The sequence below is a fragment of the Oceaniovalibus guishaninsula JLT2003 genome (assembly GCF_000299575.1).
GTDB classification, from domain to species: Bacteria; Pseudomonadota; Alphaproteobacteria; order Rhodobacterales; family Rhodobacteraceae; genus Palleronia; species Palleronia guishaninsula.
The window spans coordinates 17,041-32,306 of the sequence record NZ_AMGO01000068.1; the positions used below are offsets into that span (position 1 = coordinate 17,041).

Here is a 15,266-nt window from a genome sequence, read left to right on the forward strand (position 1 = left end):
TTGTTTTATTTGGGTTTTCAGGTGCCGGATTCTCTCCACATGCCGGCTTTTCGCGCATATACGGGGTTCAGCAGCAGATACCGGACCGCCCATGACATCCTCCGACAAGCCGCCCTATTTCGGGATCGACCCCGCCAAGGCCGCCGCCGCCCAGGCCGCGCCCGTGGACACGGCGCGCTTCGCCCGCGCCGCCAGCTTCGCCGCCCGCGGCCGCGACGAGCTGGCCCGCGCCGGCCACGCACCCGACGGCCACAAGCGCCTGCGCCTCTTTTCCACATGGGAGGTATGTAGATACCTCATCCCCGTCGCCCCCGCCCATTTCCGCCGCGTCCTCAAGGCCCACCCCGACCTGCCCCAGGGCCTCGGCGACGGCAATTCCAAATGGTTCAGCCTCGAAGAAATCATGCGCCTGCGCGATCACTTCGCCACCGAAGGGGCCGCCAACCGCGAATACCGCCCCTGGCGCCCCAAGGGCGTCGCGGCCAAGGTCGTGGCGGTGGCGAATTTCAAGGGCGGGGTCGGCAAGACCTCGACCTGCGCCCACCTCGCCATGTCCGCCGCCCTCGACGGCTACCGGGTGCTGACCATCGACCTCGATTCGCAGGGGTCGCTGACCTCGATCATGGGGGGCAAGGTCGCCGACGAATGGCAGACCGCCTTCCCCCTCATCGCGCGCGACTTCGCCCGCGCGGTCGAGGAGGAGAACCGGGTCAGGGCGGCGGCCGGGGACGCGGCGCTTTCGCTGGACGAAACCCTGACCGAAGCCCTGAAGGTTTCGCCGCGAAACCTCATACAATCAACGCATTGGCCTAATATCGACCTGATCGGCGCGCAGCTTAACCTGTATTGGGCCGAGTTTCAGGTGCCGGTCTGGCGGATGCAGCTGCGGTCTTGGCCGCTTTGGGACGCGTTGCTGAACCAGCTTGGGGCGGACGGGTTACTGAATGATTACGACATCGTTCTGTTGGATACGCCGCCGGCCCTGGGCTATCTGACGATCAACGCGCTGTCGGCGGCGGATATCCTGCTGGTGCCGCTGGGGGCGTCGTTTCTGGAGTTCGACAGCACCGGGCGGTTCTTCGACATGCTCTATTCCACCTTCGCGTCGATCGAGGACGGGGAGAACCGGGCGCGGCGGCGGGACGGGCTGCCGGAGATGAAGTTCGAATGGGACGCCGTGCGGACCATCATCACCCGTTTCGACGCGGCGCAGCAGACCGATCTGGCCAACGTGATCCAGGCCTATTTCGGCGATCTGATGACCACCTTCCGGCAGGAGCTGACGGCGATGGTGGGCCAGGCGGGCGAGCAGGTGAACGGCATCTACGAGGCCGATTACCGCGAGTTCAACCGCGACACCTATACCCGCGGACGCGAGACGTTCGACCGGACCTGGGCCGAGGTGAAGGAAATCATCATGGGCGCCTGGTGGCGCGATTTGCAGGAGAGGGAGGCGCGCGATGGCGAAGCGTAGACGGATCGTTACACCGACGGACGCAGACCTGACCCGATTCGAGGAGGAGTTCCGCAGCACGCCGTCGCGGCCGCAGCCGGGCGCGGGGCTGGCCCCCATCGCGCAGGTCGCCGCCGAGGCCGCCGAGGGCGCGAGCGCCGAGGCCGCCACGACCCGCGAGGCGCGGGCGCGCGACGCGGCGGATGCCGAACGGTTCCGCGAGGCGCAGGCGGGGGGGCGGGTGATGGCCGACCTGCCGCTGGACGCCATCGACGCCGACGCGATGGTGCGCGACCGGATGGTGATGGACCAGGGCGAGATGGACGAGTTGCGCCGGTCGATCCTGGAACACGGCCTGCGCCTGCCGATCGAGGTCTTCGCGCGGGCCGATGGCGGATACGGCCTGATTTCGGGGTATCGCCGCCTGAAGGCGCTGCGCAGCATCCGCAACGACCTGGGGCTGAAGGGGCACGACACGATCCGCGCGGTCATCCGCGACCCCGACGAGATCGGCGGCGCCATCGTCGCCATGGTGGAGGAGAACGAGATCAGGTCGGCGCTAAGCCATTACGAACGCGGAAGAATTGCCGTCATCGCCGCCGAGGAGGGCAGCTATGTCAACACCGAGGAGGCAGTGGCGGCGCTGTTTTCCAACGCGTCGAAGGCCAAGCGGTCGAAGATCCGGTCCTTCGCGCTGATCCACGAGGAGCTGGGCGATCTGCTGGATCATGCCGAGAAGATGACCGAGCGGGACGGCTTGCGGCTGGCGGGGATGCTGCGCCAGAACGGCGAGGCGGAATTGCGCGCGGCGCTGGCCGAGGGGCCGGCCGAGACGTTCGAGGCGGAATGGGCGATGATCGAGCCGGTGCTGCGCGCCCATGAACGCCGCGCCGCCGGACAGGCCGAGGCGCCGCAGGCCGGAACCCGGCCGGGCAGGGGGGGCGCGCCGCGCAAGGCGGGGCGGCCATCGGCGCAGGGGCCGGCGGACGCGACCGACCATCTGTCGAACGGCATCCGGCTGGACCGGCGGCGGGTGCGCGGCGGGGTCGCCATCACCATCACCGGCGCGCATCTGGACGAGGCGCTGCTGGATTCGCTGATGGCGGAATTGCGGTTCATGCTGGACAAGCCGTGATGCCACACGAACTGACGCGATAGGCGTCATTCGGTGTGGGCAGGGGCCATGATTTCGGCCGCGACCCGTTCGCCGGACCGGATCGCGCCTTCGATATAGCCGGTATGGTCGGGCGACGTTTCGGTGCCGGCCCAGTGCAGAGGACCGATGGGGCGGCGCAGCCATTCGCCGTAGCGCGCGAAGATGCCCGGCGGCGCATAGGCGCCGTAGCATCCGCCCGACCATTCCGCCGATGTCCAGTCGTGGTCGATATAGCCCAGCGGATCGCGGGCCCTGTCGCCGAAATGCCGGGTCAGCAGGTCCAGCGCGGCGGCCCGGCGGGCGGCGACGGGCCTGTCGGCATGGCGGATCGCTTCCTCGCCGTCGAAGAAGCCGACCAGCAGGCCGTGGGGCTGGCCGGGGGGTGTCACGTCCATCACCGGGGCGATGGGCACGCCGTCGCGCAGGATGGTGCCGTTGAGTCCCGCATCGCGCCAGAAGGGTCGGTCGTAAAGTATGTAGAACTTGATCGACGCGCCCATCGCCAGCCTGTCGTGCAAAGCCTCTTTCGGTTCGGGAAGGGCAGGGGAGAAGCGGATGCGGTGCAGCAGGGTCGGCGGCACGGTAACGATGACGCGGCGGGCGGTCAGCGTATCGCCGCCGCAATGCAGCACCGCGCCGTCCGCATGCCAGTCGATGCGGTCCACGGGCGTGCCGAGGCGCAGGCGGTCGCCCAGCCCGTCGGCCATCGCGCGGGCGATGGCATGGACGCCGCCGTGAAAGGCGAGGTTCTGCGCGCCCCCGGTATCGGCCGAGATCAGCCTGTCGATGCCGCCGCCGGACTTGATGTAATGGATGAAGAACAGCAGCGAAACCTGCGAGGGCTGCGCGCAGAGCAGCGTCGCGCAGGCGGTGCGGAAGGCCGTGCGCGTCAGGCGGTGGCGGACATTGCGGGCGATCCACGTCTCGACCGTGGTGGCGTCGAGAAGGGCGGCCTGCGGATGCGCCCAGGGGCGCGCGGTGTCGAGCGGCGCCATCAGGCGCTGCAACTTCCACCGCGCGGCCAGAAAGGCCAGCCCGCCCGCGACGCCCAGCAGCGGGGCCAGATCCTCGCGCCGGCCGAGGCGTTCGCGGTCGCCGATGCGGAACACGGCGCGCCCGTCGAGGAAGGTCGGATAGGTCCGCACGCCGTGCCGCGCGGCCAGCGCGCCGAGGCGGTCGTCATGGGGCGACATCCACATGCCGCCCAGATCGACCGTCAGATCGCCGATCCGGCCCGCCCGCGTGCGCCCGCCGACGCGGTCGCGCGCCTCGAGGACGATGAAATCGTCGTGTCCCGCCTGCCGCAGCGCGGCCGCCGCCGACAGCCCGGCGAACCCCGCGCCGATGATCGCAACCTGTGGCACATGCCCCCCTTCGGATCCGCAACCCCCGGTATGCGAGGGCCGGCGGGGCGCATCCGTTCCGCGTGACGCAGCGGCACGTTTTCAGCCGGCGGGCCGGTCGCGCGGGCGGGGCATCGTGGCCATCAGGTCGCGGGCGAAGTCGGTGAGCATCGCGCGCACCTCCTCGTGCTCCTCGGGGTGCCAGCGGGCGACGAGGGCGGACAGGCGGGCGCGGAACCGTCCGGTCAGCGCGGCGACCGTTTCGCGGCCCGCCGGCGTGGTGCAAAGCCCGCCCGGCGCGCGTTCCACGAGGCCGCGCGCCAGAAGCCGGGCCGCCACCGGATCGACGCTGGCGGCATCGGCGCCGTCCAGCGCGCGGGGCGTGACGCTGCCTTCGGTGCGCGCGATCCGCAGCAGCAGCCACGCCTCGGACGGGGAAAGCGGGATGTCGAGCGCGGCGATGATGCGGCGCATCGCCTCGGCCCGGTTGGCGTCGGACGCGGCATTGGCGACGATGCGGCGCAGTTCGTCCAGCGAGGTGGCGTCGCGGGGCATGGCGAAGCTGTTGCCGAGATCGGGCGCGGTGGCGGCGTCGTCGATGGTTTCGCGCAGCGGCAGTTCGGGCAGCGCCCAGCTGAGCGCGAAGGCCAGCGCCGCCAGCGCCGCCGCCGTCAGAAAGACCGGGTGCAGCGCGCCGGAATAGGCGGCGAGGTAGGTGGCGCGCACCGCGTCGGGCAGCGCGGCGATCTGGGCGGGCGTGGTGGCGAGGGGCGCGTCGGCCCCCAGCCCCGCAAGGCCCGCGGCCAGCCCCGGTGCAAAGATGGCGCCCGCGCCCGCCACCCCCAGCGCGCCGCCGATGGATCTGAACAGCGTGGCCCCCGACGTGGCGACGCCCAGATCGCGGTATTCGACGGCGTTCTGCACCGCAAGCACCAGCACCTGCATCACCATGCCCAGCCCCAGCCCCAGCACCGCCAGCGCCCCCAGCGTGAAGGGCAGCGATGTCTGCGGCGTCAGAAGCGACAGCAGCCCCAGCCCCACGGCCATCAACGCGGTGCCGGCGATGGGGAACAGGCGATAGCGCCCGATGCCGCTGATGATGCGGCCCGACACGATCGAGGTCAGGAACAGCCCGCCCATCAGCGGCGACAGCGCCAGACCCGCCAGCGACGGGCCGATGCCCATGACCACCTGAAGATAGACCGGCATGTAGGTGATCGCGGCGAACATCGACAGGCCGACGATGAAGCCCACGGCGGACGAGATGACGAAGGTGCGGTTGGCGAAAAGCTGGGGCGGCAGGATCGGCTCGGCGGCGCGACGCTCGACCGGGATCAGGGCGGCGAGGGAGGCCGCGGCGATCCCCGCCAGCGCCCAGAGCGGCGGCGCGTTCCAGGGCAGCGTGTTGCCGCCGAGGCTGGCCCAGAGCACCAGCGCCGTCAGCCCCGCCGCCAGCAGCACGGCCCCCGCCCAGTCGATGCGGCGGCGTTCGCGGGCGGCCGGCGGCGCGAAGGCCAGCGAGATCACCGCCAGCGCCAGCAGGCCCAGCGGCAGGTTGACATAGAAGATCCAGCGCCATGTCAGATGTTCGACGATATAGCCGCCGATCAGCGGGCCGGTGACGGTCGAGACGCCGAAAACCGCGCCGAACCAGCCCTGATAGCGGCCCCGTTCGCGGGGGCTGACGACATCGCCCACGGCCGCCATCGACGTGACCATCAGCCCGCCGCCGCCCAGCCCCTGCACGGCGCGGAACAGGATCAGGTGCAGCGTCGATTGCGCCAGCCCGCACAAGGCCGACCCGACGAGGAACAGCACGATGGCCGATTGCAGCATCCGCTTGCGGCCCAACATGTCGCCCAGCTTGCCGTAAAGCGGCGTGACGACGGTCACGGCCAGCATGTAGGCGGTGACGATCCAGGCCAGATGGTCGAGGCCGCCCAGCTCGCCCACGATGGTGGGCAGCGCGGTCGAGACGATGGTCTGCGACAGCGACGACAGCAGCATCACCAGCATCAGCGCGCCGATGACGACGCGCACCCCCTGTCGCGGCCCGGCGGATTCCATCGCCTCGTCCATCCCGATGATCCTTTCCGTCGCAACCCGCATCCCCGGCACGCAACGCCGCCCGGCCGTCCCGCGGTCCGTCCCGCCAGCGGAACAGGCGGGCGGCGGCGGGGGTTCTGGCGGCAGGAGGAAGGGCGATGGCGACGTTTTCCAAGGGTAAGTCCGCAAGCTGGAACCCGAAAGCGGGGCGCGTCGGCGGCCCTGTCCGCCGCGTTTGCGCGCAGGGTTTTGGGCCGAAGGGCCGGACGCGGAACCCGACGACGGACGATCCGCAATCCGGGCGCGTCGGCGGCACGGCCGGCCATGGCGCCGCGCACCGGCAAGGCGCGCCGACCGAGGCCGGCTGATGCAGGCGCGGTTCGCCAGCGTGGGCCATTCCAACCGCCCGCTGACCGCGTTCATCGACATCCTGCGCGAGGCTGGCATCGGTCTGGTGGTGGATGTGCGGTCGTTCCCGAAATCGCGCACGAACCCCGTCTTCAACACCGACACGCTGCCGGATGATCTGGCGGCCGTGCAGATCGGCTATCGTCACATGCCCGATCTGGGCGGGCGCAGGCCGCGCCAGACGGATGTGCCGTCTGAGACGAACGCGCTGTGGCGGGTGCAGAGCTTTCACAATTACGCCGATTACGCTTTGGGCGCGCGGTTCGGCGCCGCGCTGGAGGCGCTGATCGCGCTGGGGCGGGACACGCGGCTGGCGATGATGTGTTCCGAGGCGGTCTGGTGGCGGTGCCACCGGCGCATCGTCACCGATCATCTGATCGCGCGCGGCCATGCGGTCGATCACCTGATGGGCGGCGGGCGGATCGACGCGGCGCGGCTGACGCCCGGCGCGCAGGCCGGGGCGGATGGCCGGGTGATCTATCCGGCCCCGTCCGACGCGGCGCGGGGGGCGGACGGATGACCGAACGGGACCTGAAGGACCGCCCGCCGGCCTCGCCCCCGTGTTCCGCGCACGAGGTGGATCCGCGCTATATGGGGCTGGACCCGACCGACGACGATGCGCCGCCGTCTGACGTAGAGGGGGATGGCGGGGCGGGGGTGACGCAGGGGAAAGTTGTTGGCGGATCCGCGCGGCGGGTTTACCGTTAACACCATTGACGCGAGTCGTTTTTCGGAGGGAGGCCGCCATGTTTCTTGCAAAAATCCTTGCCGCGGGCGTTGCCGCGCTGGCTTTGGCGGTGCCGGCGGGGGCGGCGACGTTCACCTTTGCCGGGACTGTCAGCGGATCGCCGGGGCCGGCGGCCATGCCGGACGCGCCCGACTTCCCGCCGCTGGGCGCGGCCGGATCGGTGACGCTGTTCATCGACGACAGCGACCCGTCGCTGGACATCCTCGATGCGCTCGACATGGCGTTCTTCGCCGGTGTGTCGGTCAGCGTGCCGGGTTACGTCGCGGGCAGCGCGGATTACAACCCGTTCGAGCCCGCGCGCGTGTCCCGGACGGGTTTCGGATTTTCGGCCTATGGGCCGACCGACGTGTTCGACCCCGGCGCCTGGACGTTCCTGAGCCAGGGGCTGAACGGCATCGGCGTGACGTTCCCCACGCTGGCATCCGCGCCCGGCACGGTGGGCGAACTGGTCGCCGCGCTGTCGCAGCCGGGCGTCACCGGCCGCGCCTTCGCCGAGGCCGAGCGCGAGGGCGGCGGCGGCTTTTACACCACGTTCGTCAGCTTTCCCGCGGCACCCCCTGCGGTGGTGCCGTTGCCCGCGGCGGGCTGGCTGCTGATCGGCGGGCTGGGCGCACTGGCGGCGTTGCGTAGGCGCCCCCGCGCCGCCTGAACGGGGCGGGCGATTTCGGGGCGGGGCGGGAACGTCCGGCCGGCATTTGTCGTTGCCTTCCGGCGCGTTGTCGCGCGCGAAGGGGGGGATCATGGCGACAGGGGCGACGTTCGGACTGGGCTGCGACATAGCGGTGGCAATCCCGGCGGCGAACGAGGCACGGTTCATCGGCCCGGCTTTGGCGGCGCTGGCGCGGTCGGCAGCGCAGGCGGGGCGCGCCGTGGGCGCGGTGGTGCTGGCCAACGATTGCACCGATGCCACGGCATCGGTCGCGCGGGCGGCGGGGGCGCGGCACGGCTTGACCCTGCGGGTGGTGGAATGCCGGCTGCCGCCCCATCGCCGCAATGCGGGCCACGCCCGGCGGCTGGCCATGGCCGAGGCGGCGGCGATCTGCGCGCCGGGCGGGCTGCTCGTCTCGACCGACGCGGATTCGCTGCTGATGCCGGGCACGCTGGCGGCGATGGCGGCGGAATGCGCGGCGGGGGCGGACCTGGTCTGCGGCGGGATTTCCACGCGGCTGCCGATGCGGGTCGCGCGGAACCCCTCGATCCGGCGGATCGACGCGGCGACGGCAGCCTATGCGCCGCTGGTCCACGAGATCCGGTTCGCCATCGACCGGCTGCACGGGCTGCGGGAGGCGGGGCCGGTGCCGCATTACGTGGAATCGGGCGCCTGCATCGCGCTGACGGCGGCGCTGCACCGGCGGCTGGGCGGGCTGCCCGACATCGCGTCGGGCGAGGATCGCGCGCTGGTCCGCGCCGCCGAGGCGGCGGGCGCGCGGGTGGTCTACAGCGCCGCCGCGCATGCCCGCGTCTCGGCCCGCATCCACGGGCGCGCGCCGGGCGGGATGGCGGCGACCATCCTTGCGCGGATGGGCGACGCGGACCCCGCCGCCGATGCGTCGCTGGTGCCGCCCGATCGGTTGCGGCGGGAATGGCGGGCGGCGCTGAACCGCGACGCCGCCGCGCGCCGTCCGCCGCCCTGCACCGCCGATCCGCCGCTGCGCGCCAGCGATCTGGAACGGTTGCTGCCCGATCTGCAAGGCTTCGTGGCGGATGCCGTGCGGCCGGCGATGGCGGCGCTGGACGCCAAGGCGGGACGGCGCGTCGCATGATGTGCGACATCGAGGAGAGGCTGGCCGCGCTGTCGCCGCCCGGCGACGAGGAGCCGCCCATCGCGCCGTTGATCGACGCGCTGCGGCAGGCGGGGCTGCTGCAAGCCTGCGCGCCGCTTGGGGCGGGCGGGCGCGGCCCGGCGCATTGCCCGCGCGACCCGGAGGCGCTGGTCGAGGCGCTGGCGGCGGTGGGCGGCGGCAACCTGTCGGCGGGACGTCTGTTCGAGGGGCATGTGAACGCCGTCAAGCTGATCGCGCTTTACGGGGATCGCGGCGGCTGGCTGGCGCAGGCGGGGCAGGGGCGGCTTTTCGGCGTCTGGGGGGCGGACGGGCCCGATCCGGTGCGGATCGAGGGCGGCGTGCTGCGGGGCCAGAAGCTTTACGCCTCGGGGGCGGGGGTGCTGGACCGGGCGGTGGTGCCGGTGCGCGACGGCGACGGGCAGGTGCAGCTTGTCGTGCTGGACACCGCGCGGCTGGCGGGGCGGCTGCATCCGGGCGAATGGCACGTTTCGGGGATGCGGGCCACGGCCTCGGGGCGGTGCGACCTGGAGGGCGTGGCGATCGGCGCGGACGATCTGCTGGGCGCGCCAGGCGATTATCACCGCGAGCCGCATTTCCAGGGCGGCGTGTGGCGGTATGCGGCGGTGCAGATGGGCGCGATGCGGGCGATGACGCGCGCGGCGGCGGCGCAGATTGCGGCGCGGGGGCAGGCCGACGCGCCACTGCAATCGGCGCGGCTGCGGCGGATGGTCGTGGCCTGCGAAACCGCGCGGCTGTGGCTGGTAAATGCGGCGCGGGTTGTCGAGCGGTCGGACGCCGCGCCGGACGACGCGGCGACGGCGATGCTGGCGCGGCTGACCGTCGCGGACGAGGCGGTCGCGCTGATGAACGCGATGGACGAGGCGCTGGGGGCCGCGTCCTTCGCCACGGCGCATCTGGTGGAACGGCGGCGGCGCGATCTGCTGTTCTATCTGCGGCAGGCCAATCCCGACGGGCTGGCGCAGACCGCGATGCGGATGGCGGGCGCGGGCGGCGCGCGGGCGCGGCGATGGCATCTGGCATGACCCCGCTGCTGGCGGCGGCGACCTTGGCGCCCGAAGTCCCGGCGCGCGCGCTGCTGGACGGGCGGCGCGCGCTGGTGGCGGTCGCACCGCATCCCGACGACGAGACGCTGGGCTGCGGCGCGCTGCTGCACGAGGCGTATATGGCGGGGGTCGGGACGCGGGTGATGTGCCTGACGGACGGATCGGCGTCGCACCGCAATTCGGAACGCTGGCCGCCGGCGCGGATCGCCCAGGTGCGGCGGGCCGAGCTGGATGCGGCGGTGGCGGTGCTGGCGCCGGGGACGGCGATCGAATGGCTGGGATATGCCGATTGCGGGCTGCCCGAAGGCGGGGCCGAGGCGGATCGCTGCGCCGCGCGGCTGGACGCGGCATTTCCGCAAGGCGCGCTGGTCGTGGCGGCGTGGGGCGGCGATCCGCATGTCGATCACCGGCGCGGCGCGGCGCTGGTGGCGCGCGCGGTCCGCGACCGGCCCGATCTGGCGCTGCTGTGGTATCCGATCTGGGGGCGGTTTGTGGATGATGGGGCCGAGGTGCCGCCGATGCGGCGGCTGGCGGCGGGGGCGGCGGCGCTGGCGGCCAAAAGCCGCGCGCTGGCCTGCCACGCCACGCAGATGACGCGGCTGATCGACGACGATCCGGGCGGCTTCGTCATGGATGCGGCGGATCAGGCGCATTTTCTGGACCATGCGGAGATCTTCCTTGCCCCGTGACGCCACGCGCGACCATCTGGCCCGGCTTTACGCCGCGAACGCGGACCCCTGGGGGCACCTGACGCGGCCCTACGAGCGGGCGAAATACGACGCGACCTTGCAGGCGGCGGGCGACGGCCCCTTCGCGCTGGCGCTGGAGGTGGGGTGCGGCAACGGCGCGCTGGCGCTGCGGCTGGCGGACCGCGCGCGCCGCCTGATCGCGGTCGAGATGATCGCCGACGCCGCGAAAGCCGCGCGCGAGCGGCTGGCGCATCTGGGGCATGTGAGGATCGTGGAAGGCGCCGCACCCGAGGCGCTGCCGCCGCTGGCGCCCGACCTGATCGTGCTGTCGGAAGTGCTCTATTTCCTGACCGTGCCCGAGATCGGGCGGCTTGCGGGCTGGATCCGGGCCCATGCCGCGCCGGGCTGCCGTCTGGTCGCGGTGAACTGGACCGGCGAGACGGGCGAGACGCTGAGCGGCGCGCAGGCGGCGCGGATCCTGCGCGACGGTCTGGCGGAATGGCGTGGGTCGCACCGGGCCTTCGACGGGTTCGCGATCGACGTGCTGGACGCGCCGGGGGGCTGAAACGACGGCGGCGGAAATACCGGCTTCACGGATGGCGAATCCGGTCCTATATATATGACCGAACGGTCGGTGAATTAAGTGCGGGGCCTGTGATCCATGACGGATGCGTTCATCTGCGATTCCATCCGGACGCCCATCGGCCGCTATGGCGGCGCGCTGGCCGAGGTTCGCGCCGACGATCTGGCGGCGATCCCGCTGCGCGCGCTGATGGAGCGCAACGCCGATGTGGACTGGAAGCGCGTCGATGACGTGATCCTGGGTTGCGCCAACCAGGCGGGCGAGGACAACCGCAACGTGGCGCGGATGGCGGTGCTGCTGGCCGGCCTGCCGGTCGAGGTGCCAGGAACGACGGTGAACCGGCTGTGCGGGTCCGGGATGGACGCCATCGGCCTTGCCGCCCGGTCGATCCGCGCGGGCGATACGGACCTGATGCTGGCGGGCGGCGTCGAAAGCATGAGCCGCGCGCCCTTCGTGATGGCCAAGGCGACCAGCGCCTATTCCCGCAACGCCGAGATCTACGACACCACCATCGGCTGGCGGTTCGTCAATCCGCAGATGAAGCAGCGGTTCGGCACCGATTCGATGCCGCAGACCGCCGACAACGTGGCCGCCGATTACGGCATCGCGCGCGAGGATCAGGACGCCTTTGCCGCGCTGAGCCAGCAGCGGTGGGAGGCGGCGCAGCAAGCGGGCGTCTTCGCGGACGAGATCGTCCCGGTGACGATCCCGCGGCGCAAGGGCGATCCGGCGGTCGTGGATACCGACGAGCATCCGCGCCCCGGCACCACGGTCGAGCAACTGGCCCGGCTGCGCGGCGTGAACGGCCCGGAACTGAGCGTGACGGCCGGCAACGCGTCGGGCGTGAACGACGGGGCGGCGGCGGCCATCGTCGCGTCCGAGGCGGCGGCAAAGGCCGGCGGGCTGGTGCCGCAGGCGCGCATCGTGGCGATGGCCGCGGCGGGCGTCGCGCCGCGCGTCATGGGCATGGGGCCGGTTCCCGCGACGCGCAAGGTTCTGGCGCGGGCGGGCCTGTCGCTGGACGACATGGACGTGATCGAACTGAACGAGGCCTTCGCCGCGCAGGGGCTGGCGGTGATGCGCGAGCTGGGCCTGCCGGACGACGCGCCGCATGTGAACGCCAATGGCGGTGCGATAGCCCTGGGGCATCCGCTGGGAATGACCGGGGCGCGGCTGGTGCTGACCGCGACGCGCCAGTTGCACCGGACGAACGGACGATACGCGCTGTGCACGATGTGCGTCGGCGTGGGGCAGGGGATCGCGATGATCCTGGAACGGGTTTGAGGGAGGAACGGCGATGTATGCGCAGATGGTGAAGTCCGAAGGCATGAAGACCCTCGACGAGATGTCGCCCGAGGAGCGCGCCTTTCAGGAACGCATCGACCGGGGCGAGAAGATCGAGCCGAAGGAATGGATGCCCGACGGCTATCGCAAGACGCTGGTGCGCCAGATCGGCCAGCATGCCCATTCCGAGATCGTCGGCCAGTTGCCCGAGGGCAACTGGATCACCCGCGCGCCGACGCTGGAGCGCAAGGCGATCCTGCTGGCCAAGGTGCAGGACGAGGCGGGGCACGGGCTTTATCTTTACAGCGCCGCCGAGACGCTGGGCGTCAGCCGCGACGAGCTGACCGGGAAGCTGCTGTCGGGGAAGATGAAATACAGTTCCATCTTCAATTATCCGACGCTGACCTGGGCCGATATGGGCGCGGTGGGCTGGCTGGTGGATGGCGCCGCGATCATGAACCAGGTGCCGTTGCAGCGCACCAGCTATGGCCCCTATTCCCGCGCGATGATCCGCATCTGCAAGGAGGAATCGTTCCACCAGCGGCAGGGCTATGCGATCATGATGAAGATGGCGCGGGGCACGCCCGAGCAGAAGGAGATGGCGCAGGATGCGCTGAACCGCTTCTGGTATCCGGCGCTGATGATGTTCGGGCCGTCCGACAAGGATTCGGTCCATTCCGCGCAGTCGATGGCGTGGAAGATCAAGATGAACACCAACGACGAGCTGCGCCAGAAATTCGTCGACGAGACGGTGCCGCAGGCCGAATATCTGGGGCTGACCGTGCCGGATGAGACGCTGCGCTGGAACGACGCACGCGGGCATTACGATTTCGCGCAGCCCGATTGGGACGAGTTCTTCGAGGTGCTGAAGGGCAACGGGCCGTGCAACCGCGAAAGGCTGGAAGCGCGGCGCGAGGCGTGGGAGCGGGGTGCGTGGTTCCGCGACGGGCTGAACGCCTATGCCGACAAGGCCGCCGCGCGCCGGGCCTCTGCATCCATCGCCGCCGAATAGGGAGGGCAGGCCGATGTCCAGCAAGGAATGGCCGCTGTGGGAGATCTTCATCCGCGGGCAGCACGGGCTGAACCACCGCCATGTCGGCAGCCTGCACGCGCCCGACGCCGAAATGGCGATCCGCCACGCGCGCGACGTCTATACCCGGCGCAAGGAAGGTGTGTCGATCTGGGCGGTGCGGTCGGCCGATATCGTCGCCTCGTCGCCCTCGGACAAGGGGCCGCTGTTCGATCCGGCGGAAAGCAAGGTCTATCGCCACCCGACCTTCTTCGACATCCCAGACGAAGTGGGACATATGTGATGCCGTCGCTTCCCGACATGACCACGCCCGACGTGATGGCGCTGGCGCGCGACGCCGCCGCGTCGCAACCGCACGACCCGCATCTGCAAGACGTGGATCTGAAGCCCGCCTTCTTCGACTGGCTGTGCCGGATGGGCGACAATACCGCCATCCTGGGGCACCGGATTTCCGAATGGTGCGGCCACGGCCCGGTGCTGGAGGAGGACATCGCGCTGGCCAACACCGCGCTGGACCTGATCGGCCACACGCAGATGTGGCTGGGCCTGGCCGCCGAGGTCGAGGATGCGGGCCGCACGGCGGACGATCTGGCCTTCCTGCGCGACGCGATGAAATACCGCAACGTGCAGCTTGTCGAGCTGCCCAACCGCGACATGGCCCACACGCTGATGCGCGAGTTCCTGTTCGATGCCTGGCATGTCGAGATGCTGACGGCCTTGCTGCAATCGGGCAGCCCGCGCGTCGCCGAGATCGCGGCGAAGGCGCTGAAGGAGGTCGGCTATCACGTCGAGCGCAGTTCGGATCTGGTGGTCCGGCTGGGCGACGGCACCGACGAAAGCCACGCCCGGATGCAGGACGCGCTGGACCGGCTGTGGCCCTATGCGGGCGAGCTGTTTCTGGGCGACGGGGTGGATGCGGCGGTGGCGAAGGCCGGCATCGCGCCCGCGCCCGGCGACCTGCGCGCGGCATGGGAGCGGACCGTGGACGCCGTTCTGGACGAGGCGACGCTGCGGAAGCCCGAAGGGCGGTTCGACGTGCATCGCGGCGGCAAGCAGGGCCGGCATACCGAGCATCTGGGGTTCATCCTGGCCGAGATGCAGTTCCTGCAACGCGCCTATCCCGGCGCGTCCTGGTGACGGCGATGGCCGATCCCGCAACCCGGCCCACGGTGGATCAGGTCTGGGACTGGCTGGCCGATGTGCCCGACCCCGAGATTCCCGTCGTGTCGGTCAGCGATCTGGGCATCGTGCGCGAGGTGCGCTGGGACGGCGACACGCTGGTCGTCGCGGTGACGCCGACCTATTCGGGATGCCCCGCGACGGCGGTGATCGACATGACGATCGAAAGCCATCTGCGCGAGCAAGGCATCGGCAGGCTGCGGCTGGAACGGCGGCTGTCGCCGCCCTGGACGACCGACTGGATCACCCCGGCCGCGCGCGACAAGCTGCGCGCCTATGGCATCGCGCCCCCGGTGGACGGCACGGCGGCGGCGGGGGCCGCGGCGGGACGCGCGGCGCGGCTGTCGGGGCAGGGGTTGAGCGTGGCCTGCCCGCGCTGCGGATCGGCCGATACCGAGCGCGTCAGCCAGTTCGGATCGACGCCCTGCAAGGCCAGCTATCGCTGCCGCGACTGTCTGGAACCCTTCGACTATTTCAAGTGCCACTAGGGCCGCGCGCC

General features: G+C 71.1%; 16 protein-coding genes. 14 read left to right on the forward strand and 2 right to left on the reverse strand.

Features of this window, described 5'->3' with window-relative positions; translation table 11 throughout:
- The first annotated feature begins 91 nt into the window (after window positions 1-91).
- Together OCGS_RS13535 and OCGS_RS13540 are read left to right on the forward strand one after the other, a co-directional pair.
- On the forward strand, window positions 92-1,474 hold the full coding sequence (locus OCGS_RS13535) for an AAA family ATPase (protein ID WP_007427811.1): 1,383 nt from the start codon (window positions 92-94) through the stop codon (window positions 1,472-1,474).
- Window positions 1,461-2,588 (forward strand): ParB/RepB/Spo0J family partition protein, encoded by a 1,128-nt coding sequence (locus OCGS_RS13540; RefSeq protein WP_007427812.1) that lies wholly within the window; start codon window positions 1,461-1,463, stop codon window positions 2,586-2,588. The genes OCGS_RS13535 and OCGS_RS13540 overlap by 14 nt, the downstream gene beginning before the upstream one ends.
- 26 nt (window positions 2,589-2,614) lie before the next feature.
- Here the strand turns inward: OCGS_RS13540 and OCGS_RS13545 are convergent, their stop codons facing one another.
- Together OCGS_RS13545 and OCGS_RS13550 are read right to left on the reverse strand one after the other, a co-directional pair.
- Window positions 2,615-3,973, reverse strand: a complete 1,359-nt coding sequence (locus OCGS_RS13545) for a flavin monoamine oxidase family protein (protein ID WP_007427813.1) — start codon at window positions 3,971-3,973, stop codon at window positions 2,615-2,617.
- An 81-nt stretch (window positions 3,974-4,054) separates the two neighbouring features.
- A complete protein-coding gene (locus OCGS_RS13550; protein ID WP_007427814.1) occupies window positions 4,055-6,031 on the reverse strand; it encodes an MFS transporter in 1,977 nt (658 codons plus the stop codon).
- 334 nt (window positions 6,032-6,365) lie between these two features.
- On the opposite strand from OCGS_RS13550, the gene OCGS_RS13560 reads away from it, so the two are divergent.
- The 12 genes from OCGS_RS13560 to paaD all read left to right on the forward strand — a co-directional run bounded on the left by OCGS_RS13560 (window position 6,366) and on the right by paaD (window position 15,255).
- Window positions 6,366-6,926 (forward strand): DUF488 domain-containing protein, encoded by a 561-nt coding sequence (locus OCGS_RS13560; RefSeq protein WP_007427816.1) that lies wholly within the window; start codon window positions 6,366-6,368, stop codon window positions 6,924-6,926.
- Window positions 6,923-7,114, forward strand: a complete 192-nt coding sequence (locus OCGS_RS15135) for a hypothetical protein (protein ID WP_007427817.1) — start codon at window positions 6,923-6,925, stop codon at window positions 7,112-7,114. Before OCGS_RS13560 ends, OCGS_RS15135 begins: the two co-directional genes overlap by 4 nt.
- Before the next feature lie 38 nt (window positions 7,115-7,152).
- Window positions 7,153-7,803, forward strand: a complete 651-nt coding sequence (locus OCGS_RS13565) for a VPLPA-CTERM sorting domain-containing protein (protein ID WP_007427818.1) — start codon at window positions 7,153-7,155, stop codon at window positions 7,801-7,803.
- 91 nt (window positions 7,804-7,894) lie between these two features.
- Window positions 7,895-8,917, forward strand: a complete 1,023-nt coding sequence (locus OCGS_RS13570; RefSeq protein WP_007427819.1) for a glycosyltransferase — start codon at window positions 7,895-7,897, stop codon at window positions 8,915-8,917.
- Window positions 8,914-9,981, forward strand: coding sequence for an acyl-CoA dehydrogenase family protein (locus tag OCGS_RS15270; protein WP_007427820.1), 1,068 nt, complete (start codon window positions 8,914-8,916; stop codon window positions 9,979-9,981). Before OCGS_RS13570 ends, OCGS_RS15270 begins: the two co-directional genes overlap by 4 nt.
- Complete coding sequence (locus OCGS_RS15275) at window positions 9,978-10,691, forward strand: PIG-L deacetylase family protein (protein WP_007427821.1); 714 nt, start codon at window positions 9,978-9,980, stop codon at window positions 10,689-10,691. The genes OCGS_RS15270 and OCGS_RS15275 overlap by 4 nt, the downstream gene beginning before the upstream one ends.
- Window positions 10,681-11,256: an SAM-dependent methyltransferase gene (locus OCGS_RS13585; RefSeq protein ID WP_007427822.1), complete on the forward strand. Its 576-nt coding sequence runs from the start codon at window positions 10,681-10,683 to the stop codon at window positions 11,254-11,256. The genes OCGS_RS15275 and OCGS_RS13585 overlap by 11 nt, the downstream gene beginning before the upstream one ends.
- Window positions 11,257-11,352: 96 nt before the next feature.
- Window positions 11,353-12,558 carry a 3-oxoadipyl-CoA thiolase gene (gene pcaF, locus OCGS_RS13590; RefSeq protein WP_007427823.1) on the forward strand — a complete coding sequence of 402 codons (1,206 nt, stop codon included), beginning with the start codon at window positions 11,353-11,355 and terminating at the stop codon, window positions 12,556-12,558.
- 13 nt (window positions 12,559-12,571) lie between these two features.
- A complete protein-coding gene (gene paaA, locus OCGS_RS13595) occupies window positions 12,572-13,570 on the forward strand; it encodes a 1,2-phenylacetyl-CoA epoxidase subunit PaaA (protein ID WP_007427824.1) in 999 nt (332 codons plus the stop codon).
- Between the two features lie 13 nt (window positions 13,571-13,583).
- Entirely contained in the window at window positions 13,584-13,871 is a 288-nt protein-coding gene (paaB, locus tag OCGS_RS13600; protein ID WP_007427825.1) for a 1,2-phenylacetyl-CoA epoxidase subunit PaaB, read from the forward strand.
- On the forward strand, window positions 13,871-14,725 hold the full coding sequence (gene paaC / locus OCGS_RS13605) for a 1,2-phenylacetyl-CoA epoxidase subunit PaaC (RefSeq protein ID WP_007427826.1): 855 nt from the start codon (window positions 13,871-13,873) through the stop codon (window positions 14,723-14,725). Before paaB ends, paaC begins: the two co-directional genes overlap by 1 nt.
- Window positions 14,726-14,730: 5 nt before the next feature.
- Window positions 14,731-15,255, forward strand: a complete 525-nt coding sequence (gene paaD, locus OCGS_RS13610; RefSeq protein ID WP_040611105.1) for a 1,2-phenylacetyl-CoA epoxidase subunit PaaD — start codon at window positions 14,731-14,733, stop codon at window positions 15,253-15,255.
- Window positions 15,256-15,266 lie beyond the last annotated feature (11 nt).